Annotated in this window: 18 protein-coding genes, 1 tRNA gene and 1 pseudogene; 12 read left to right on the top strand and 8 right to left on the bottom strand. The window is 26.2% G+C overall.

What is annotated here, in order from left to right; all coding sequences use genetic code 11:
- Positions 1 to 55: 55 nt before the first annotated feature.
- The 4 genes from ECAJ_RS02215 to nuoE all read left to right on the top strand — a co-directional run bounded on the left by ECAJ_RS02215 (position 56) and on the right by nuoE (position 4911).
- Complete coding sequence (locus tag ECAJ_RS02215; protein ID WP_011304544.1) at positions 56 to 829, top strand: DUF3023 domain-containing protein; 774 nt, start codon at positions 56 to 58, stop codon at positions 827 to 829.
- A 643-nt stretch (positions 830 to 1472) separates the two neighbouring features.
- The gene (locus ECAJ_RS02220) at positions 1473 to 1712 is read left to right on the top strand and encodes a DUF3023 domain-containing protein (RefSeq protein WP_011304545.1); all 240 of its coding nucleotides are present in this window, start codon (positions 1473 to 1475) and stop codon (positions 1710 to 1712) included.
- Between the two features lie 1468 nt (positions 1713 to 3180).
- A complete protein-coding gene (locus tag ECAJ_RS02225; RefSeq protein WP_011304546.1) occupies positions 3181 to 4362 on the top strand; it encodes an NADH-quinone oxidoreductase subunit D in 1182 nt (393 codons plus the stop codon).
- A 6-nt stretch (positions 4363 to 4368) separates the two neighbouring features.
- A complete protein-coding gene (nuoE, locus tag ECAJ_RS02230) occupies positions 4369 to 4911 on the top strand; it encodes an NADH-quinone oxidoreductase subunit NuoE (RefSeq protein WP_011304547.1) in 543 nt (180 codons plus the stop codon).
- Positions 4912 to 5813: 902 nt separating this feature from the next.
- Here nuoE and ECAJ_RS05025 read toward each other — a convergent pair.
- From ECAJ_RS05025 to ECAJ_RS02260, 7 genes are all read right to left on the bottom strand, one after another.
- Positions 5814 to 5990 (bottom strand): hypothetical protein, encoded by a 177-nt coding sequence (locus tag ECAJ_RS05025; protein WP_155799193.1) that lies wholly within the window; start codon positions 5988 to 5990, stop codon positions 5814 to 5816.
- 1128 nt (positions 5991 to 7118) lie between these two features.
- Positions 7119 to 7991, bottom strand: a complete 873-nt coding sequence (locus tag ECAJ_RS02235; protein ID WP_011304548.1) for a DUF3023 domain-containing protein — start codon at positions 7989 to 7991, stop codon at positions 7119 to 7121.
- 145 nt (positions 7992 to 8136) lie between these two features.
- Positions 8137 to 8892: a DUF3023 domain-containing protein gene (locus ECAJ_RS02240; protein ID WP_011304549.1), complete on the bottom strand. Its 756-nt coding sequence runs from the start codon at positions 8890 to 8892 to the stop codon at positions 8137 to 8139.
- 103 nt (positions 8893 to 8995) lie between these two features.
- Positions 8996 to 9547 (bottom strand): DUF3023 domain-containing protein, encoded by a 552-nt coding sequence (locus tag ECAJ_RS02245; protein WP_011304550.1) that lies wholly within the window; start codon positions 9545 to 9547, stop codon positions 8996 to 8998.
- A gap of 184 nt (positions 9548 to 9731) precedes the next feature.
- Positions 9732 to 11042 (bottom strand): DUF3023 domain-containing protein, encoded by a 1311-nt coding sequence (locus tag ECAJ_RS02250; RefSeq protein WP_011304551.1) that lies wholly within the window; start codon positions 11040 to 11042, stop codon positions 9732 to 9734.
- 438 nt (positions 11043 to 11480) lie between these two features.
- The gene (gltX, locus tag ECAJ_RS02255) at positions 11481 to 12890 is read right to left on the bottom strand and encodes a glutamate--tRNA ligase (protein WP_011304552.1); all 1410 of its coding nucleotides are present in this window, start codon (positions 12888 to 12890) and stop codon (positions 11481 to 11483) included.
- Between the two features lie 323 nt (positions 12891 to 13213).
- Positions 13214 to 13284, bottom strand: a tRNA-Thr gene (locus tag ECAJ_RS02260).
- Between the two features lie 27 nt (positions 13285 to 13311).
- Between ECAJ_RS02260 and ECAJ_RS05115 the strand changes: the two genes are divergently transcribed.
- The 6 genes from ECAJ_RS05115 to ECAJ_RS02290 all read left to right on the top strand — a co-directional run bounded on the left by ECAJ_RS05115 (position 13312) and on the right by ECAJ_RS02290 (position 19180).
- Positions 13312 to 13434 (top strand): hypothetical protein, encoded by a 123-nt coding sequence (locus ECAJ_RS05115; protein ID WP_267892276.1) that lies wholly within the window; start codon positions 13312 to 13314, stop codon positions 13432 to 13434.
- A 645-nt stretch (positions 13435 to 14079) separates the two neighbouring features.
- The gene (locus ECAJ_RS02265; RefSeq protein WP_155799194.1) at positions 14080 to 14382 is read left to right on the top strand and encodes a hypothetical protein; all 303 of its coding nucleotides are present in this window, start codon (positions 14080 to 14082) and stop codon (positions 14380 to 14382) included.
- 624 nt (positions 14383 to 15006) lie between these two features.
- On the top strand, positions 15007 to 15678 hold the full coding sequence (locus tag ECAJ_RS02270) for a hypothetical protein (RefSeq protein ID WP_011304554.1): 672 nt from the start codon (positions 15007 to 15009) through the stop codon (positions 15676 to 15678).
- Positions 15679 to 16031: 353 nt separating this feature from the next.
- Positions 16032 to 16619 carry a hypothetical protein gene (locus ECAJ_RS02280; RefSeq protein WP_011304555.1) on the top strand — a complete coding sequence of 196 codons (588 nt, stop codon included), beginning with the start codon at positions 16032 to 16034 and terminating at the stop codon, positions 16617 to 16619.
- A gap of 292 nt (positions 16620 to 16911) precedes the next feature.
- On the top strand, positions 16912 to 17499 hold the full coding sequence (locus ECAJ_RS02285; protein ID WP_011304556.1) for a hypothetical protein: 588 nt from the start codon (positions 16912 to 16914) through the stop codon (positions 17497 to 17499).
- 151 nt (positions 17500 to 17650) lie between these two features.
- The gene (locus ECAJ_RS02290; RefSeq protein ID WP_011304557.1) at positions 17651 to 19180 is read left to right on the top strand and encodes an acyl-CoA carboxylase subunit beta; all 1530 of its coding nucleotides are present in this window, start codon (positions 17651 to 17653) and stop codon (positions 19178 to 19180) included.
- Positions 19181 to 19452: 272 nt separating this feature from the next.
- Here ECAJ_RS02290 and ECAJ_RS02295 read toward each other — a convergent pair whose 3' ends face one another.
- The gene (locus tag ECAJ_RS02295) at positions 19453 to 20055 is read right to left on the bottom strand and encodes a hypothetical protein (protein WP_011304558.1); all 603 of its coding nucleotides are present in this window, start codon (positions 20053 to 20055) and stop codon (positions 19453 to 19455) included.
- A 584-nt stretch (positions 20056 to 20639) separates the two neighbouring features.
- Between ECAJ_RS02295 and ECAJ_RS05120 the strand changes: the two genes are divergently transcribed.
- Both ECAJ_RS05120 and ECAJ_RS02300 read left to right on the top strand, forming a co-directional pair.
- On the top strand, positions 20640 to 20768 hold the full coding sequence (locus ECAJ_RS05120) for a hypothetical protein (protein ID WP_331270708.1): 129 nt from the start codon (positions 20640 to 20642) through the stop codon (positions 20766 to 20768).
- Positions 20769 to 20992: 224 nt separating this feature from the next.
- Positions 20993 to 21523, top strand: a pseudogene (locus tag ECAJ_RS02300) (peptide chain release factor-like protein); the annotation flags it as partial.
- Between the last annotated feature and the right edge of the window lie 266 nt (positions 21524 to 21789).

Below are 21789 nucleotides of genomic sequence, written 5' to 3' on the forward strand. Positions count from 1 at the left end.
ATACTTAGCAGTATAAGCTTTTCTTAATTTTAATAATATAGAAAATGGTATATGAATGTTAGGTTATGATAGTGAAAATAAGGTATTTATTAATGAACAACTATCTGAAGAGTTAGTTCAGACATCAGAAACTGAAGGTTTAATATGTATAAGATGTTATTGTGTAGGTAACTCTTCAAGTGGTAGGTTAAAAGTATGTGTAAATGAGGAGCAATGTTTTAATAATGAAATTCCTGTTGATGGACAAAGTGTTGTTTGTTGTGAATTTATATTACCAGATAGAATTTGTGATCATCAATTAGTAAGAAAAACAATAGATAATACATTAAAAGTTCAGTATGTAAAATGTTATCTTGTTATAGCAAAAGAACAATCGCAGAAGTTTTTCAATGAGGTGTATAAAAATTTCTTATTGGAATCACCAATGAGATTAAAGGTTTGTAATATTAGACAGTATGGTAATGTGTGCTTATCTATGTTAACAAATACTCAGCTATATACTGAGAGTATGAAAGAAGCTTTTGGTATTATAAAATTCAATGCAGAATTTGTTGAATATAGTAAACAAGTAATTATGTTCCATTCAAAAGGTCAAAAACAGCATAATAAAAATCAAGAATGTGGTGCTACAGGTACAACTGTAGTTGGTATGTGTAAAAAAGCTTTTAAAAGTTTTTCTAGGCGTGTTAAAAAAAATGTAGGAGAACATGATGAACAAAGGCTAGTTTGTGAAAAAGATGAGTATGATGATGGACAAGATAGACCTATGGTATTAGGTTCTAAAGAAACTACTGCTGATAGGTGGGGGGGGGGTGGGAAGTATAAGTAGCAAAAAACAAAGTAAATCCAATAATGTAACAGGTATAGGTAGTGCTTTGTCAAGTTTGCATCTGAGTCAGGATGGAAGTACTGGTTGTAAAAAATTTTGAAAGTTTTTCATGACTAAAGAATTTAAGAAAGTAATATAGTTATTAAGATATCAGTTTTATAACTATATTTTCATATTTTTTTTATAACTTTTTCTTTGATTCAGATTAATAAAAATAATGATTATGTAAAAAAATAGACAATTACTTATAAAAATTATGCTTTTTATTTTATATTCATTGTAATTTATAAAGTAATGTTATCAATTGAATTTTTTTGTTAGTACTGCTTTATTGGCTGATATCATATTTATATATGTGAAGACTCAGTAGTTGAGTTTATTTTTTAATCTTAGCATGCATTAATAATATTAGGTTCAATTTTGATAATTTTACATATGTATATTCAAGTATGTTATTGATATCTCATGTAGAGAATTGACAGATATTTATGAGAGTAGTACATGAATGCTAACGTAAAATTATTGGTTATTGTGTTAAAAGTTCTGATTTTTATTTGAAAAAGTGTGTGTCATGTTAGGAATGTTAGGTAACAATCTAGAAGAATAGAAATTTATTAATGGTAGTTGTATTCAGATATATCTAATGTGTCAAATACTGAAGTGTAATAAATGTTATTATATAGGAAATACTGAAGAAAGTGGTGAGTTACAACTATATTTGGTAATTATAAATAAGAATTCTCGTAATCCTATTGGAAATTCTATGTTTTTATTAAAGGCATTATTACCATGTTCTATAGTAAGTTATTATAGTAAAATACGTGGATTAGTAAATCTGAGAGCGATTATACGTGTATGTATATTTGTTAGTAAAAGAAGATAAATTAGATGAATTTCTTGAGGATGTGTATAAAAAATTATTAGATGGATGAAAAGGTATTTTTTTAATTAGTGATATTGCTTAATATGAGCAATCCAACTGGTCTATATACCAGATGTAGATAAAAGTAAGACTTTTGATATGCATTATGCTTTGGAAAACATCGCAGAAGTTAAAGCAAAATTTATACATGGTGTAAAGGAGGAGATGAAATAACTGCAGGGACTTTTGGTGAAACTGAGGTAGCCCCACTGGTTTAAGTAGTATGTTTACTGGTTTGAAAGTCAAAAAAACGCATTCTCAATCATTACGTTATGTAAAGACGGTTATGAGAGATTGTAAAAGTTTGACGTGTTTTGAATATTAAAAAAATATTGAAAAGCAGTATAATTGTTGAACTATTAATTTTATGCAAAAACATACATATTTTTTATCTGTTATTTGTTTTGAGACTTATGTGTAATTGTGATTTATATTAATACCTGTTATTTGATCATATTACATTAATGTAATCTTACATTTAAGAAATGGTGCTGATATATAAACATTGAATCTTAAGTATGATACTGTGTATTACATAGAAATGACTAATAAGTAGATTAATCTTACAAATAATGACATGTTTTTATATGTTTTTTCACTTGTGTTAATTATAGTATAGGATAATCCAAAGTTGTATTGAATATATATGTATAATAATATTTAATTGTTTTCTGTTTTTTAAGTTAAGGTTGTTAATCAATTTATTAAATATATTGATATAAAGTAAGTCTATCTAATTGAGATATTGTAGGATTTTTATCTTTTTTTCTTAAAATAAACATAATATTTTTATGGGCTATAGAATTTATTAATTAAAAGTATATTAATAAGAATTCACTTTATATATCTCAATCTGATGTATTTTTTATTTCTAGATATATTAAAACCAAGCCTCATTATTTACTAAAACTATAAAAGATAGTTCTCCTAAAGAAAATTTCAATTAAGTTATAAAATATAAATATCTTAAGAAATTCAAAAGTATAAGAATATTATCTAATGTAATTAATCAATGTTATATAACCAGAACCAAGTATATACTTGCTTGAAATAGGTCTAGGAGTGCATATTGAATGTAAAATATCATGTTCCCAGATGAGAATACAGATTCTTAATTTTCTACAGTAAGTTATTGGTAATATCAAGTTTAGTAGGATAAGGCTATATCCAATAGAATTCAATAAGTTATTTAATAGATTTAGTAAGATATGATTTATTTATTTTTAATTTGTAATGACTATTCTGTAAAATAATACTATAAATACGAAAATTAGTATTTTCTTTAAATTTTGTGTTGATTTTAGTATAATGTATTTGTAAAAAAATGACAATTTTTGTTTTGTTTATAATACCATACTGAAAGCTTATTCTTGACATGATGATATATGTGCTTACATAATTTATGGTTAATTACTTGGTAACTTATTAGATGTCTGATCAAGTCAAAATCACGCCAATGACTTTAAATTTTGGTCCTCAGCATCCTGCAGCTCATGGTGTGATGCGTTTAGTTTTAGAAATGGGTGGAGAAGTTATAGAAAGAATAGATCCACATATTGGGTTATTACATAGAGGAACTGAAAAATTAATAGAGTATAAAACATATTTGCAAGCTTTACCATATTTTGATCGTCTTGATTACGTATCTCCAATGGCTCAAGAACATGCCTATTCTTTATGTGTAGAAAAATTATTAAAATGTGAAATACCAATTAGAGCAAAATACTTACGTGTTATTTTTTGTGAATTGACTAGAATATTAAATCATCTGTTAAATATATCAAGTCAAGCACTAGATATAGGCGCTATGACTCCATTGTTATGGATGTTTGAAGAAAGAGAAAAAATTTTAGGTTTTTATGAAAGAGCATCAGGTGCAAGATTTCATTCTGCATATATTCGCCCAGGTGGTGTAGCAGCTGATGTACCGAGTGATTTGATTGATGATATATTTAAATTTGTTAGTACATTTTCTAAATTTATGGATGATATAGATGATCTATTAACTGAAAATAGAATTTGGAAACAACGTAATGTTGATATTGGTGTTGTGTCGAAAAAACAGGCTCTGGATTGGGGGTTTTCTGGTCCAATGTTAAGAGCATGTGGTATTCCTTGGGACCTACGTAAAAGTCAACCTTATGAAATATATGAAGATTTAGAATTCGAGATTCCTGTTGGAGAAAATGGGGATTGCTATGATCGTTATCTTGTAAGAATGGCAGAGATTAGACAATCAATAAAACTACTTGAACAATGTTTGGATCGTTTACCAGATGGTCCTGTAAAGACAGATGATAGAAAAATTGCTCCACCAAAAAGATCAGAGATGAAGGAATCTATGGAGGCGTTGATACATCATTTTAAATTGTATTCAGAAGGTTATAGTGTACCAGTAGGTGAGACGTATATGGCTGTTGAAGCTCCGAAAGGTGAGTTTGGTGTATATATAGTGTCTGATGGAACAAATAAACCATATCGGTGTAGAATTAGAGCTCCTGGGTTTGCTCATTTACAAGCAATAGATATTATAGCAAAAGGTCATATGTTGGCTGATTTAACAGCTATAATTGGGTCTTTAGATATAGTATTTGGAGAAATAGATAGGTAATAAATAATGTCTAGTACACAAAAAAATAGTAATACAAATTATATTGGAGAATTTAAATTTAGTAAGGAAAATCTAAAACATGCAAAAGATACAATTAATAAATATCCTCAAGATAGAAAATCTAGTGCTGTAATGGCTTTATTGCATATAGCACAAAAACAGTGTGGTGGTTTTATTCCATCTTCTGCTATAAATTATATAGCGGATTTTTTAGGTATGCAGCTGATACATGTATATGAAGTAGCAAAGTTTTACTCCATGTATAATTTGTCTGTTACTGGTAAATATTTAGTTCAAGTGTGTAGAACAACTCCTTGTTGGTTATGTGGTAGTGATGATGTTTTAAAGTCATGCAAGGAATTGCTTAATATAGGTATTGGTGAGACAACAAGTGATAACTTATTTACTTTGAAGGAAGTGGAATGTTTAGGTGCATGCGTTAATGCTCCTGTTGTGCAGATCAATGATGATTATTATGAAAAATTAACTCCTGATAAAATGAAAGATATACTATTGGAAATACAGAAAAAAGAAAATTTAACATCTTGACTGTGTTCTAATTGTTCTTAGTATGTTTTACTTTTAATATATAGTAAATCATCCATTTTTAAACAAATATTTTATTAGTAAAAATGTAATTGTTTTTATACTAATGTTTTAGCAAATATTGTATTGAAATGTTACTGTTAGTGCGAGATAACTGTCTGTAAATATTTTTTATTTTCTTTCTTAGAAAACAAATCAGTATACATGAGTTAAGGAAATGATATTGAAAATGTTGACTGTATTTTATTGTATGTTAAGCTTTTTTATTATAAAGAAAGCTCGTAATATTGTTAAGCAATATTAACAAATTTTATAAGTTATATTAATGATTTAGAATAAATCCATAAAGTTATGGTAATATAGTGGAGCTAATATGTCTGTATATTAAGAGTAATATTCTTGAGAGTGCCTGTAATAATTTGCAAAAGATTAGTAAGTCTTTTTTAAAGAATGGTATTAAAGAAGGCATGTTGCTAATTTTGGTATTATGCAATTTTTAATTGTAAGTTTTTCTATTATAGTTGTGCTAATTCTGAAGTGGAAAGTGTGAAAAATTTCTATATTTTTTATTTCAATAATTTATATGTTCATGTCTTAATAAAAGCTGCACTAATGTCATGAGAATAAAATAACTTTGCGTTAAAGGATTGATCGTTAAAGTAAGATAAATTTAAATTGTAGATATCAATCAAGTTAGTTACAATATGGTTGAGAGTTATTGAAATGACGTGTGTTGCATTATTATCCTATATTGCATGTATTATGAATGGCTCATATTATATAGTAATTTAAATAATGAAATAATATACATATTAACGCATATAAAATTACTGCTTGTGATGATTTGACATGTATTAATTTTGTATATATATCACTAATAAATTCATTGGGTTTATTTTCAGGTACTAATAATGTATATGTATCCAACAATTATCACTTTCGTTACTACATATTACTTTTTGTATCTTGCTATCAGGGTTTTTACTGAATCTTGGCAGCAATGCCTTTAACAAAAACATAGAATCTCCTATTGGATTACGAGAATTCTTATTTATAATTATCCATATGTAATTGTAATGCATTATCTTTTTCAGTATTACCTATGCAATAACACCTCTTATATAGAATTCCTTCTTCCTTTGATATACTTGAAAATAATTCATTATTACTTGCTCTTCTAGTGTATTACCTAACATACCTAGCATATGAATACTCTGATTTAATTCTTATGATAAATAGTAAGTCTTGATAAGAAGAATCAGAAATAGTTATCTAATTTTGGCTATGTAAACAATAATTTATTGTTATATGATAATTAGATATTTTAATTAATATTTTTATGTTTAAAATCAAATAGCTTATTACTCTCCTGGATTAATATGTAATATTGTTAAGTTCCGATACCTTTTTAGTTAAGATAATGCTGTTAAAGGAGAAATGTATGACTCTTTTTATTTGTGCTAGCGTAGTAGACGTCAAAATCTAGTTTGCAATTTTCTGATAAATCCCTCTTATATCTGATTATTCTTCAAATATATCACATTTATGTAGTGTTTTAATATAAGAGAAAGTAGTTTATTATTGTTACTGGTTGTGTTGTATTTAATGTGTTACTGATGAATTTTGTTATTTGCTTTATTCATAAATATATAGTAAAGCTTTATACTTTTTTACCTTTTAGTAGATTATCTTCTAGAAATTGATATAAAAAAATGCAATTTGTGACCACTAAGTGTAATATTTTGTTGCTTTTTTGTGAATTTTTTTTAATTGTTCTTGTCTACTAACCAGAATACTTCTATATTAGCAGTAAGTCTATTAACTGAGAACTCTTTTTCCTTTTAGTAATAATTAGAAAAGGATACATAAGATTTTTTGTATACTACCTTGTACATAGATAATACTGAAAGTCTAATATAATATACTGTATTGCCAATACAAACAGGATTATGTATTATAAAATCCATGTATTAAATATTTGTACATAAAGCACGCTTGTACTGTCCTCGATCTTGCAACAAATATATTTTACTATTAAGTATATTATATATGAAATCATATGTTAATTAGTAGTCATGATATATCACTAGATCTTATGTATGAATTTATATAAATAAATATTAGTTAATATTTTATAGTTTATTTATAGAGTATTTTACACATCCTATTTATGTTTATAACAGTGAAAAATGTATAATCATATTTACAACTTAATATATCATTACTGATGGTTCTTCTTGTATAGTACTTAAACTAGGTTTGACTAATAATAATCTTCCATATCTTTGTCTTTTTCTTGATTTTTTTAAAGTTTTTAACTTACTTATTGTTGAATGATCATCAGATTCTTGTTGCTCTGTAATTATACTTGGTGAAGTTTTTGTACTAACTGTTGTTACAACATCATCAGATTTGTATTCGTGAGGGTTTCTTATTATGGTATTTGAATTTTTTGTGCTACTTATTGTTGAAGTTTTATCTGATATTAGATTATTTTGTGAAATACATTTCATATTATTTAGTAATTTAGAAATAATGCTATGTTGTTTATGTATGATTCTAAATTCAGGATAGTTTTTAGGTGCAGAAGCTATTCGTGAGAAATTTGTTAAAGCAGTTTCTTCATCAAAATATTTTACAAAATCATCTGTATACAACATTGTATATATAATGCTACCGTATTCAGATGGAACTACAACAGCACCAGGTTTATCATTATTTAATACATCTTCAATAAATTGCTGAAGCTTATTTCTTTTTACAAAAATATAAAGCTTTGCACTTATACTTTCTTCTTTTAAATCATTTTGTGAAAGGTTTATAAGATTAATCTTTTTTAATTGCATGTTTAATTGCATTATTGTTTTTAAAGGATAGCGTGTATTTAGTGAAAATACTGAATTTCCGTTTGGTGTTATTTTTTTGTTACTGTTATAAGTTTTTAAAACATGTATTTCTAATGTATCATTGTTTTCTGGTGTATTGCCTATACAATAACATTCACTATAAATAAAGGAAAAATTGTCTCCTTTGATACATAAGTAATCATTTACTATTTTTGAAATATATATACTTTGTTGCATAATAAATATATAATAATTAATTCATTTTAATTAAATAATAAATAAAATTAACAACATTACAATAAAAATTTTAATGTTTTTATGTTTTAAATTAATTATTATATAAAAGAAAATTAATTAATATTAATAATAAAGGGTATATACTTTATTTACTATTATTTTGAAAACTATTAATGCTTTCTATTGTTACATTTACAAAAGATAATAATGATGAAATACTATTATGTTCAGTTGATGAATCTGTTGATGAAATTGACGTATTAGTAATATTATCTTCTGGTTTTGGTAATGTAACTTGTTCTGCATCGTTTTCTTGTAGTAAACTTTCTTGTGATTGTACTCTGGTAATGTTTTGTTTTGAAGTGAAGGGTGGACAGCAGGAACAACAAGAATTTTTTTCTTCTATTTCGTGGATAATAAACTCAGCATCTGGTAAAATGCTGCATAATATTTCATATTCATTAAGTTTAAGATGAGAATCTATTTCTAATTTTGCAAATATAACTTCTGTGTATTTAAAAATATTATCAACAAATTTTGGTACTTTATTTTGTACAGTATCATATATTTCATTAGTAAAACTTTGTATATGTGAAGCATCTACTAGGCAATATAAATTAGCATCTAGTGATTCTGATTGTGATATTATATAAATGTTTCTTAAATATGGATCATTTTTTACTATGCTAGATGGTATTGTCACTTCCAGTAAAAACAAAGACTTAGCATGTGGTTGAACTATTGGTTGTAAATTACTATCTTTTGAAATATGTATTTTTAATTTATTATTAATGATATCTGTACTACCGATACAAGTAGCACTTTTTATATTGATAGTGGTGTATTTCACATACTCACATAATAAGCTATTAGAAGCTATTACTTCTTGTGGTACAAGCATATGTAATAGAAAATTATTTTGGTAAATTCTTGTATATCAGTTATTTTATACAAAACAAAAATGTATCTCTGGTTATTAAGATAAGTTATTTTTTATAGTCATATTAAGTTAATAAATTACTATTTTCTTCTTCTATAGTATCTAATTTACCTATTCTCATTCTTGATTTAGGTATTGATAATGTAGTGTTTTGCTCTTGTTCTACAATAAAATCTGCATCTAATTGTGCAATGTTTTGTAAAGCAAAATGTTCATTATATTGACTTTTAGGATTGCTGTCTATAGTTAAATTAGCAAATACTATATTGCCATAATTAATAAAATAATTAATGTATTTTTGTTCTTTATTTAGTATCTTTTCTTTTAATATATTGAATTCTGCAAGAGCATCTTTTTTTACTAGACAGTATAAATTAGCAGCAATGGAAAGTTCTTCTTTTTCTTTGTTTGATAGTGCATATATTGAGCGTAAATGACTATCATTTTTTACTAAGCCAGATGGAAACCTAGCTTTTAATAAGAATAGAGAATTACCTATTGGTTGAACTTGTGTCCTGTTATGTCTTTTGTTACTAACATGTACTTGCAATCTATTAGTACTTTCTACAGTATTACCTATACAATATATATTTGGATCAATTTTAACTTTGGACACAATATCTAACTTCTTACATAATGTTTTATAGCTAAAACTAATTCTCCTTGATGCAGGTTAAGCATATACTTTTTATTTATATCAAAATACAGTTTTCATCGCATTTATAATAAAACTATTATTTTATTAAATATTAGTCAATAAACTGTACAAATTTTTCTATATTACTTGTTAAATAGTATATTTATGATGCATGATGCTGCCTTCTGGTAAATTTACTTGTAAAAGAACTTTTGAAATCTGAGGATGGTGATCCTGAGCTACTTGATTCAGTAGGTGAAGATGAGTGGGAAGAAGAAGATCCACTAGTACTTGGTGAAGAAGATAAACTTGAGCTTGGTGATGATCTACTATCTATAAATTCTACATTTGTTAAACCTCCAAAACATTCTAAAGCTTCTTTCTCATCTGATAAATCCAGATTCTTGTTATTTTGATGTTTTGTATAGAAATGTACATATTTGACATTGCAAAAATTGAAAGGACATTGTGAATTCAAAAAATAAGATGATAATGAAGTAGTAGTACAAGTTTCTAAAAACTTACTAGTATTATTACCATCTACAAAACAGTAAACTATAGCTTTACGTTTCCTTTGTTTTGGCGTTTTTGGTGGAAAAGCACAATTAACTCTTGAATTTTCTGATAAATATTTGTTTGATAATCTACAATTTACTATAAATAAGGAATCTCCTTTTACTTCTACTTTAAGTGATTTATCTCTGTTACATGAAACATACATTTTTCCACTTACTGGATCAGTATTACCTATACATTTTGTACTTTTCACATTAATATCATTAGGTGTTATTGTTTGTACCATATTAGCTAATTCTTGATAATCTTTTTTCTTTTCTTCATCATAATAAGATAACATTCTTTCAACGCATGAAACAGGTCTTAATTTAAGTTTACTTAGTGCCTCTTGTAATGCTTTCTCTTCTTGTTTTGCTTCTCTAACTTCTGCTTTTTTTTGTTCTTCTATTTCACTTTCTGTTGGTACTGATGCTGTTGGTTGTTTCTTACCTCTTTTTTCTATTTTTTTCCCTACTGTTCCTGATGTTACCTTTGGTCTTGCTCCTGCTTTTTCGTAAAGTTTAGTTTGAGTATAATGTTGTTCTCTTTGTTCTTGATAAATTTTTTCAGTACTCAGTTCTTGCACTTGTTGTAATTGTGAAATGTCTATTTCTGCATATTTTTCTTCTTTCTTTTCTAATGATTCTTGAGTAGTTAATGCTTTCTCTTGTTCTTGGTTGCCATCATAACATTCTATTTTTACATCTGCTAGTGTTTGAGGAATTTCCTCTGTACTAAGTTCTTGTATTGTTTGTAGTTGCGTGGTTTCTATTTGTGTGAGTCCTTCTTCTTTTTTTAATGATCTCTTTTTACTTTTTTCTAATAATTCTTTATTAACTCTTTCTTTATTTTTTTCTTGATTTTCATCAAACTCTTTACCAGCTCCTCCTAGCACTTTTTGTTTTAATACGGACCACATTTTATATAACCATTAACAAAACACATAAGTATTATATTAGTAATTATGATATTGTAAACTTTAAATAATATTTTATCATAGAAGTAATTTTATTAATCCTAAGATAGTATTTTTAATTTAATAGAAATTATTGAATACAACAATTAATATACTGAAATTTCAGTTACATATTACTTTAGTACTGTTGTATTGCACAATATATTCTTTAATATAGCTTATTACTTAAATAAGCTTTTTTGGAATGTATTATCTTATGAAAGTTCCTATTGAATTACAAAGTTACAATAGTAATACGGATTTAATCAGTAAAATCAATAAATTGTTTTTATAATTATTGAATAAAAATTTCTATATTATACTTATCTTATCATTATTAATTAAACTATTTTATTATATAACTACGATAACTTGCTATTAATTGATTTTACGTTGTAAAAATTATATTACATCCAATGCATACTTGATGCGTTGTAGACACTCTTTGTGTTGAAGGTTAATCATGATTTCAATAATACTAGGAGCATTCATTCTGCCTGTAATGGATGCACGTAAACAGTGGTAGACAATGCTAATTTTTACTTCTAAATTACATGATATATCTTTAATTATTGACATTAATATATTGTGATTCCAATCTTTTTCTGAGATTTTAGATAGATTATCATATAAAATAGAAAATATATGTTTGTAATCTTTTATAACAGTAATTGATTCTTGATCAATTGAAATTGGAATATCTTCAACATAAAATAGGGATTCTTTTGCTAAATTTACCAAATTTTTTGTTCTTTTCTTTAGCTCACTTAATCCTTTTAATAGATAACCTTTTTTTACATCAGTTATTATATGTCCTGTTTTTTCTTCTATAATTGGAATTATCATATTCAAAATTGTTTCATTATCAGTTATATTGATGTAATGATTATTTAAAAATTCTAGTTTTTTACTATCTAATCTTGATGGAGACTGTCCAATACCTTCAATAGAAAACCATCTTATTGCTTGATCTATAGTAATAACTTCATCATTTTCATGACTCCATCCCATTCTTAGTAGATAATTGAATATGGCTTCTGGTAATATGCCTGAGTTTTTATATTCATGTATACCAATTGCTTGATGTCTTTTAGATAACTTATTTCCATTTTCATCATGTATCAGTGGAATATGGGCAAATTTAGGTGGATCCCATTCTAATGCATTGTATATCAATAATTGACGTGCTGTATTTGTTAAGTGATCTGTTCCTCTAATAATATGACTAATGTTCATGTCATGATCGTCAACAACTACTGATAAAAGATAGGTAGGAGTATTATCTGAACGTAATAAAATCATATCATCTAATTGTGAGTTATTGACTGTAATATTACCATATACTTCATCATCAAATGATGTTACACCATCTGTAGGGCTTTTTAATCTAACAACTCTCGTAATGTTACTATTAGGTGCACTTTTATTTTTCCATATGCAATTATGTTTATAATATAAACCTTTTTTAGCAGATTCTTCTTTTTCTTTATTTATTTCTTCTTCAGAACAATAACAGTAATATGCTTTATTATTTAACATTAATTGATTTGCAATTTCAACGTGTCTAGATATATTTTCAGATTGCAATACTGCTTTTCCATCATAATGGATTTTTAACCAAGACATTGCGTTAATAATAGAATCTATAAGTTCTTGAGATGATCTTTTTTTATCAGTATCTTCAATGCGTAATAGAAATTTACCATTATTATGCTTAGCGTACAACCAGTTAAATAATGCAGTTCTTGCTCCTCCTAAATGTAAATGTCCGGTTGGGGAAGGAGCAAATCGAGTTATTACATCATGTGACATAAAAAGTAGTAAAATATTATAAAAATTAGAATTGTTTTATATTTCAGTTTTTTTGTAAAGTAATTATATAAGGTATAGCATTACAGATAGTTAATGTGTATAACATGTTGATTGTGTACTTTTGAATGTTTGGTACTTGGTCTCTGTAATATAATTAAAAAATGTCCAATTATGTATTATAATGACTGATTGTATATATTATTACACAATGTAATACTGCATATGTTGTATTGTAGGTTAGTGTGGCGTTGCATGTATAGAAGTTACATACGTTATTTTATATGTTTACAATTTCGTAAAAAAATATATCCTTAAGATATATGTGCCGTTACCAAGAATCGAACTTAGGTCGCATCATTACCAATGATGTGCTTTGCCACTAAGCTATAACGGCTTAATTATCTCTATTTTATTTTTTATTATGAATAAGTCAAAAAAAATTAAAGGCGTATCTAAAAAGAAAGCTTTAGCGAGTGCATTAAAAGCTAATTTGCTTCGTAGAAAACATAAACAACGTCAAATTAGAGCTACTGAAACTAAATAAGTGACAATAATTTAGAATGTTAAAGCATCGTAAAAGCGTAAGAATCTATTTCTTAAGCATCATCTAAACATTCATCTATGTAATTTCTATAACAATACTTATATATTTTTCTTATGTTCTATGACAATGTTGCTTGTAAAATATGAAAATAATTAGAAAGAATAGTGATAATTATAGTAGTTAGCATTACATTATCATGCATCTAGATATGAATTAAGATTTACAAAATACTTCTTTGCATTTATTTTTTTATCATACAGAAATTCTCATAAGTCTATTTTTAAATATCTTTAGATTTACACATAATATTTATTTTTATTGTTGATTTTAATTAAAATTTCTAAAGAATAAATTTACTTTTACTTATTAAATATATCAATATTTTTATTACTATGTTAATATATTATTACATTTGAAAGTTTTATGAATTTAAAATTATTAAAATTAACATCAAGTATGTAATGTCTATACGTTAATAAAAATTTTCATGATTTACCGTATGTTAATAGTACATTTAGTAATTGTAACAGATATATAAGCACTGTCTTTCCAAGCACTAAAAATATATTGAATATATTAATTAATAATAAATTTAGTGAGATCAATATCATTCAAAACACATTAGTGAGTTACAACTATGCTGTTATGTACTCTTTATATAAAAATAATAAATTAGCTTTAGCTATTCAAATTGATAAAGACATAACTATTGATGATATGCTTAACGACTTTAAATTTTTAAGTAAGTTGATAGTTTATGTTGGGTATACTACATCTCATAATAAAACATTTTGTAAAAAAGTGAAACAACATAAAGTACTTGATGACCCATATCCAAACATTAAGTTAATGAGATTATTAACTGTTTCAATATTTTATTACTACATCAAAGATAGAATATTAATCATATGCGTAAAAGTGGTATATATGGTGGTTCTTATATTGTAGTTTTTTTTACTGAGGGAACAATTTATATTATAAAGATTATTATAACTTAGTACAATCTGTAATCCATTAACAAATTGTACTAAAGAACTACAGTTAGATTCCTCTTTAAAAGAAAGTACTTCTATTAGTTGTAGAAGAAAATATGTTATGTCAATAGTATGTCATAATGTGAAAGGTAAATAAAAAATAAGTAGAAGTTGTAAAAATCTCATAGCATACAAAAAAGAATATTCTGTTGGAATAGACAAGTTGTCTTTGTAATAGGAGAATACTAAAAGACAAATTGGAAAAAGACATCATGTAATACAAAATGACAGTAGTATTGTATCAAGAAATGATTTTAGCATATCAGAAAGTAATACACTAACAAAGATAACACTGCACAATTGGTTTCAAATAGTGCTGACATTAAACTAGAGTATACATAATGTTATTTCATGTCTTATTTTAAACTCTGAATCATCAAGTGGTTAGTCTTTTTTATCAAAAAACAGCTCATAAATTATTATGCTGAGTTTTATATCATAAATAATGTGTATTTTTTATTTATTAAAAAATAAATTTACTAGTTAATTAATATTTATTATTATTGTTAATGAATATTAACAATAAGTAAAAATTTCTATGAATTTAACGTTATTAAAATTAAAAACAGATGAATACTGCCTGGTGCCTACTGAACACTGTAGATTTAATGAAACACTCAATCTGTATTATACATATGATGATAATTTTAATTGTAATTTAGCGTATGAGTTTACTAGTAACCAATGTGACTTAGATAATGCTATTGGTACTCAATTTAATGATTTGCATATTGTTGAAAGTGTATTCTCAAATTATAATTATGTTTTCTTGTATGGTATTTATAGAAACCACCATATAGTTATAGTTGTTACACTTAATAAAGCAGTGACTCTTCATGAGATATTTGAAGGCTTAAAATTTTCAATAGATTCAGTGGTGCATTGTAGTTACTGTGATGATATTAACGGGATTGTAACTACAAGGTGCTGTGAAGATTTTGATCATCCAGATCATATTGTAAGATTTAAAAGATCAAATACTGTGCAATTATTTTATGAATATATAAAAATGATTGTATTAGATAACTCTGAAGAAGAATGCATTGGTAACATTTGTTTTTATAATTTTGTTGATAAAGAAGGTAATTTATACTACCGTACTCAATTTTCAATAAATAAACATGATTTACAGCAAAATTTTCCTTCAAGTTCTGTGGAATCTAACGAGGTATCAATATTAGAAAGGAATGCTGGAAATTTAAGAATGTAATACTAATACCGCATCAACTGTTGATTCAGGAAAAATTTGATGTACAGCTGAGGAATTATTCTTGAATATGAAGATCACAAAACCTGAAACCTAATGTTAATAAAGAAATAGTGTGTGTACACTTTAGCTTTATTAATAGATGATGAAATATTTGAGAAATTCTACTTCATCTGAATTAGTTAGTATAAGTCCTACGGTGTTAGGAAGAATGACTCTAAAACAGTTTACAAATTATTATACTTTTAATTATAAGTACTGTATAAGTAATTTTTATATCAACAAGTTGCAATATGTTTCATATATTAATTTTTTATGCTATAATTATAAGAAATCAAATATTATAGTTATATTTTATGCAATTATTACTTTTTTGTGATAGAAATAATAAACTTTTTTTGTATGATATGTCGTTATGTAAGGAAGTGAATGGTAAATTTGTTCCACGAGATGAATCTATCAGAACAATGGTAAAAGATACTGGTGATGATCAACAACAAAGTAAAGATCCTTATATGAATAGATTTGACTTAGTAGGTTCATGCTTTAGTAATTTTACTTTTATTAATAGTAAAAAATTTTATAATGAATTTGTAATAATGCGTGGTGTTAATATGCATGGTGAAAATGTATGTTTATCTCTCTCATTATTTAAAAATGAATTTCAGTCTTTTCTAGAGCGTTCAGCTTTTACACCATGTTTTTTCGTTAATGATAGTAACTATGTTGGTGGAGGACCAACTCATGATCGTACTAATAAACAGTTATTTTGTGATCTGAAAGCAAATTTAAAAGACCTTGTACCTAAGAAGCCTGATATAAACTCAAATGTTATATCTTTCAAATTCTTCAATGAGAATGGTAAAATTGTTGATACTGTTCTATCTTTATGTGAAGTACTTGCTCCAACCCATCTAACACCCAAAATGATAAAATTAAGGTAATTAATAGGTACTTATCATAAATTCTTACTTATCTATTTTCAATTTCTTGTAAAACTTCTACTGTAGAAGTAGTAGTAAATTATGAAGTTTTTTTGAAAAGTGTGTTGTATATTCTTATTAAGGTTTCTCATGTTGTTATATAACAATAATTTTGCTTGGATGTATAAGCATGCCAGTTGTATTTGCACATATTATCATCTGATCTATATACATGTTATTTTTTTATATATGTAGAATATGAACTTTCCTAATTTTTTATATTATATCATAAGATATTAATTATACTGATATTATGAGACAATTATTACTTTTAATGGACAAAAATGGAAGATTACTTTTATCTGATGTATCTTTGTATGACAATATAGGTGGTAAATTTATTCCACGTGATCCATCACTTAAGGAAATTGTAAAAGAGATTAATGAAAGTGAAGAAATTGATTCATGTGTTGCTTTTGATCCATATATATACAATGCTATCTTTAGCAATTTTACTGTAATCAGTAGTCAGAAATTTAAAAATGAACAGTTGATTCTACATGGTGTTGATAAAACAGGTACAGCAGTGTTCTTATCTTTGTTATTGAATAGAGGTGAATTTAAATCTTTTTTGAGTAATATAAATGATACACCTTGTTTTTTCATAGATAATAATAGTTACATTGATGGAGGACCAACTTATGAACGTAGTGATAAACAGTTATTTTGTGACATGAAAAACAATTTAGTAGGTCTTGTACCTAAAACTAGTGATAATAAACTATGTGTAACGCCTTTTCGCTTTTTCAATGAAGATGGTGGTATTGTTAATAGTGTTCTCATATCATGTGAAATTTCTATGCAAGGTGCTATAGGATTAAGAAGAGTAACATTAAAGTAATTGATGGTCTGAACTTGTAAAATTTAAAAATATAAATTGCTAAGTAATGAATGCTTTCAAATAGGTTGTATTGGAATGCTTCTATAAAAAATTTACATATTATGATAAAATATGGTAAGAATATTCTAATGTACTCATCTTTTTAAATATTATGAATTTTTCAGGATTACAAGATTTACACGATAGAAAATTAAAATCATTCTATGGTGGTGGAGTATCTAGAATAGAGAAGCAACATATTAAAGGTAAACTAACAGCAAGGGAAAGATTAACAGTTTTACTAGATGATAATTCTTTTGAAGAATATGGAACATTTGTAGAACATAGATCTGTAAATTTTTCTATGGATAAATCTAAAATACCTGGTGATGGTGTAGTTGTTGGGTATGGGACAATTAATGGAAGAAAAGTATGTGTTTATTCTCAAGATTTTACTGTTTTTGGAGGATCATTAAGTGAATCAAATGCTAAAAAGATATGCAATATTATGGATAAAGCTGCATCACTAGGACTTCCTATAATTGGTATTAATGATTCTGGAGGAGCAAGGATACAAGAAGGAGTGGACTCATTAGCTGGTTATGGTGAAATTTTTCAACGTAATGTCAATTTATCTGGTGTTGTTCCACAAATATCTATAATTATGGGGCCTTGTGCAGGTGGTGCAGTTTATTCTCCTGCATTAACTGATTTTATTTTCATGGTACGCAATACTTCTTATATGTTTGTAACAGGACCAGATGTAATTAAAAAAGTTATGTATGAAGATGTTAGTCAAGAAGATCTTGGTGGAGCAAAAGTACATTCTAATAAAACTGGTATTGCGGATTTGGTATTCAATGATGAAATTGAAGCATTGTTATATGTTCGTAAATTTATGGATTTTATTACGTCTAACAATACAGAATTATCAAAATCTCAATTAGTATCATGCCTAGATACAGAAGATTTATCTTTAAATACATTAATACCTAAAAATAGTTCTACACCGTATGATATGAATGAACTATTAGAAAAAGTATGTGATGAAAGATTGTTTTACGAGATAAAACCAGATTTTGCACGTAATATTATTGTAGGGTTTGGTAAGATAGGTGGGTATAAAGTAGGATTGATAGCAAATCAACCATTACATTTAGCTGGATGTTTGGATATTGATGCTTCAAGAAAAGGAGCAAGATTCATACGTTTTTGTGATGCTTTTAACATTCCAATTATAACTTTCATAGATGTTCCAGGGTTTATGCCTGGTGTGAATCAAGAACATTCTGGAATTATAGCACATGGTGCAAAATTATTGTATGCATATGCGGAAGCTACTGTACCAAAAATTAGCATAATAGTACGTAAAGCATATGGAGGAGCATATATAGTAATGAATTCCAAGCACTTGTGCGGTGATATCAATTATGCGTGGCCGGATGCTGAAATTGCAGTTATGGGAGCTGAAGGAGCAGTTGAAATAATATTCCGGAATGAAACGGATAAAGAAAAAATACAAAATATTATAGATGAGTATCGCACTAAAATAGTCAATCCTTATGTAGCAGCTTCTAGAGGATACATCGATGATATTATTATACCATCACGTACTAGAGAATATCTATTCAAATCTTTACAACTATTAGAAAAAAAGAAAGTTAACAAAATTATGCGCAAGCATGATAACTTGCCTTTATAAATTTTATTTATATTGACGTTTTTTTTTACTATACAATTTATTCAATAACAGTAGTGTTTCCTATTTCATTATTGCAATCAACATTATTGTTCACATTTCCTGCTAATATTAATGACTTGGATATATAATGTTAAAGATTCGTAGTGTTAGCGTATTGTGATACTAAAGAGTTTCTTATTTTATTAATATACAAATTATATGCTTTATTAAGCTTTTATTGAACATAATTTTAGTATATGCAGTATAATTTCGCATTGAATATACTATATAAATTATTTTAATATCACTGTTGCTAAATTTGTAGTACTGATATTAGACAATTCAGCTGGTACAATAATACTGTTAACCATAATGTTTTCTTCATTAAAAAAGCTAAAGCGTGTACAAAATTTTTCTTTATCAGATTTAGGTTTAAGTTTTGTCATATTATTCTTTAAATTAATAAATAATTGTTTATCACTACGTTCATTAGTTAATCCTGAACCGAGATAATTATTCTCATTTAAGAAAATGCAAATTTCATTCAAATCACTGACAAAAAGGCAAAGTTCATCTTCTTTATCTAAGAAATTGCGGAACTTGTGTTTATCTAATAATAGTGCTAAGAAGACATCATGACTATATCTGTTGGTACCACGTAGTATAACAGTTTCATTTGTAAACTTTGTACTACTAATAATGGTAAATCTAGTAAAAATAGTACCGTATAAATCGCTATTATCAATATGATTTAACAATTGTATTTCTTTCCCTTTTGTATTTTTTAATTTTATGTATTTATTACGTGGTATAAATTTTTCTCGTTTGTAATTATATAAATTCATATCAGATAAGAAAGCTCTATTATTGTTGTCTACTAAAAGTAATAATTGCATAGTATATAAATATATTAATATTATTAATATGTTTATTACTTTATACAAAAAAACAATAAAATCTATACTTTTTTATAATAAGAAATTTAATTTTTAAATTATATTATCTACAATTGAATATGTTATTTAAATTGATATAATTGTTATTATTATTAACGCCACATTTCATGAGATATTGGATATATGTTAGAAATGTTATCAGTAATGTGTTTAATAATTTAATGTATTAGATGTCAATTTAGGTTAATTAATAGCTAAAGATAAAACTAATATATAAAAAATTATATATTTTGTTTCTCATAACGTTATTTTATAATTAGAAAAATACATTAGTGATAAACAAATGAAAAGAATAAGAATTTAATAATAGATCATCTATTTCTCTATTATCAGAAAACTATAATGGAAGAGTTACTTTCTGGTGGATAATTTTAATATAAAAATATTTCATGTAATTATTGCGTTAGGAATGTTTATGAGTTTTATGTATGTAATACCTGACTTACCTTTTTGGAGATACTGACTCTTTTACAAAGAATCATGTTGCATCTTATTATTTAAAAAATACCTATAATAACATTGGGATTCTTAATGTAGTAACAGCAATTCTAGCAAGTTTTCGTGGGTATGACACCTTTGGAAAAACTGTTGTGATATTTACTGCTTCTTTAGTAATTTCTTTATTACTTGCTAAGGATAATAGTCATGTCTAAAAATTCAGTTTTGAGAACAATGTAGGTATGGTTGTTTTTAATCTGGTTGCATCAGCAATTTATGGAAATAGTGCTATTGAAAGTACTCATTTATTTTTACTAAATCTGTTATATTTAGCAGTGTAAAAAAAAAAATATTGAGATGCACTTGATGTATTTTTAATATGAGGTATTTCTCCAAAAGATATTATAATTTTAAATATTAAACTATATTTTAAAATAGTATAGGTAGACATAAGGAAGTTTCATTATGTATAAGTGGGTCAAATGTATTTGCAAGATTGAAATTTGAATCTGGTGTACATAGAGTACAAAGAGTACCAGAAACTGAAGCATCTGGAAGGCTTTACACTTCAGCTGCTACAGTAGCAGTTTTACCAGAAATTGAAGAAGTAGATTTAAAAATAGATGAAAAAGATTTAAGAATAGATGTGTATAGATCAAGTGGCCCAGGTGGACAATCTGTAAATACAACTGATAGTGCTGTACGTATTACGCATATACCAAGTGGAATTGTTGTTATACAACGAGATGAAAAATCACAACACAAAAATAAAGCTCTTAAAGTATTAAGAGCAAGGTTATATAATCTTGAAAAGCAAAAAAGAGACTCAGAAATCTCACAAATGAGAAAAAGTCAGATAGGATCAGGAGATCGTTCTGAACGTATAAGAACTTATAACTTCCCTCAATCTAGAATTACAGATCATAGAATAAATCTTACATTATACAGATTAGAGGATATTATGAAGAAATGGCAGAGTATTTATATATTTTATACAAAAGATTTTAAGTTCATATAGAAACTAGTTACAATTATACACACCTATTTTTCCAAATCCTACGATAGTATTACGTGCAAAATCTGGTTTTATCTTGTAAAACAATCTTTCGTTACATGCTTTTTTCTAATAGTTCATTAAATTATACGTGGTAGAACTGTTTTTAGGTATTTAATGTATTTAGATAAATCTTCTGTATCTAAATGATGCTAATTGAGACTTTGATAATTCGGTATTGT

It is taken from the genome of Ehrlichia canis str. Jake, from assembly GCF_000012565.1.
In the GTDB taxonomy this organism is placed as follows: Bacteria; Pseudomonadota; Alphaproteobacteria; order Rickettsiales; family Anaplasmataceae; genus Ehrlichia; species Ehrlichia canis.

Coding starts and splice junctions, on each gene's coding strand:
- ECAJ_RS02215 (WP_011304544.1), top strand. CDS start 56: ATGTTAGGTTATGATAGTGAAAATAAGGTATTTATTAATGAACAACTA.
- ECAJ_RS02220 (WP_011304545.1), top strand. CDS start 1,473: ATGTGTCAAATACTGAAGTGTAATAAATGTTATTATATAGGAAATACT.
- ECAJ_RS02225 (WP_011304546.1), top strand. CDS start 3,181: ATGTCTGATCAAGTCAAAATCACGCCAATGACTTTAAATTTTGGTCCT.
- nuoE (WP_011304547.1), top strand. CDS start 4,369: ATGTCTAGTACACAAAAAAATAGTAATACAAATTATATTGGAGAATTT.
- ECAJ_RS05025 (WP_155799193.1), bottom strand. CDS start 5,990: ATGCATTACAATTACATATGGATAATTATAAATAAGAATTCTCGTAAT.
- ECAJ_RS02235 (WP_011304548.1), bottom strand. CDS start 7,991: ATGCAACAAAGTATATATATTTCAAAAATAGTAAATGATTACTTATGT.
- ECAJ_RS02240 (WP_011304549.1), bottom strand. CDS start 8,892: ATGCTTGTACCACAAGAAGTAATAGCTTCTAATAGCTTATTATGTGAG.
- ECAJ_RS02250 (WP_011304551.1), bottom strand. CDS start 11,042: ATGTGGTCCGTATTAAAACAAAAAGTGCTAGGAGGAGCTGGTAAAGAG.
- gltX (WP_011304552.1), bottom strand. CDS start 12,890: ATGTCACATGATGTAATAACTCGATTTGCTCCTTCCCCAACCGGACAT.
- ECAJ_RS05115 (WP_267892276.1), top strand. CDS start 13,312: ATGAATAAGTCAAAAAAAATTAAAGGCGTATCTAAAAAGAAAGCTTTA.
- ECAJ_RS02265 (WP_155799194.1), top strand. CDS start 14,080: ATGTACTCTTTATATAAAAATAATAAATTAGCTTTAGCTATTCAAATT.
- ECAJ_RS02270 (WP_011304554.1), top strand. CDS start 15,007: ATGAATTTAACGTTATTAAAATTAAAAACAGATGAATACTGCCTGGTG.
- ECAJ_RS02280 (WP_011304555.1), top strand. CDS start 16,032: ATGCAATTATTACTTTTTTGTGATAGAAATAATAAACTTTTTTTGTAT.
- ECAJ_RS02285 (WP_011304556.1), top strand. CDS start 16,912: ATGAGACAATTATTACTTTTAATGGACAAAAATGGAAGATTACTTTTA.
- ECAJ_RS02290 (WP_011304557.1), top strand. CDS start 17,651: ATGAATTTTTCAGGATTACAAGATTTACACGATAGAAAATTAAAATCA.
- ECAJ_RS02295 (WP_011304558.1), bottom strand. CDS start 20,055: ATGCAATTATTACTTTTAGTAGACAACAATAATAGAGCTTTCTTATCT.